Source organism: Psychrobacter sp. W2-37-MNA-CIBAN-0211, from assembly GCF_040309405.1.
Lineage (GTDB): Bacteria > Pseudomonadota > Gammaproteobacteria > Pseudomonadales > Moraxellaceae > Psychrobacter > Psychrobacter glaciei.
This window is the reverse complement of record NZ_JBEOOU010000371.1, coordinates 1-257: the sequence shown is the minus strand read 5'-3', so window position 1 is coordinate 257 and position 257 is coordinate 1. Positions and strand designations below refer to the sequence as shown.

At 45.1% G+C, this 257-nt stretch carries 1 protein-coding gene; it reads left to right on the top strand.

The features are described 5' to 3' along the window. On the top strand, positions 1–257 hold a 257-nt coding region (locus AAEY72_RS15540; RefSeq protein ID WP_352311509.1), incomplete at both ends, for a CoA transferase subunit A.

Genomic DNA, 257 nt, shown 5'->3' with positions numbered 1-257 from the left:
CTACACGGCGACTGGCGTCGGTACGCTCGTCGCCGAAGGCAAAGAAACGCGTGATTTCGACGGACGTACTTATATACTTGAACATACATTGCGCGCTGATGTATCGCTCATAAAAGCACAAAAAGCAGATAAAGCAGGTAATTTGATATTCAGTAAAACCGCGCGTAACTTCAATCCAGACTGTGCGATGGCTGGCAAAATTACTATCGTCGAAGTAGAAGAGATTGTAGAAACAAGCATGCTTGACCCTAATGAGA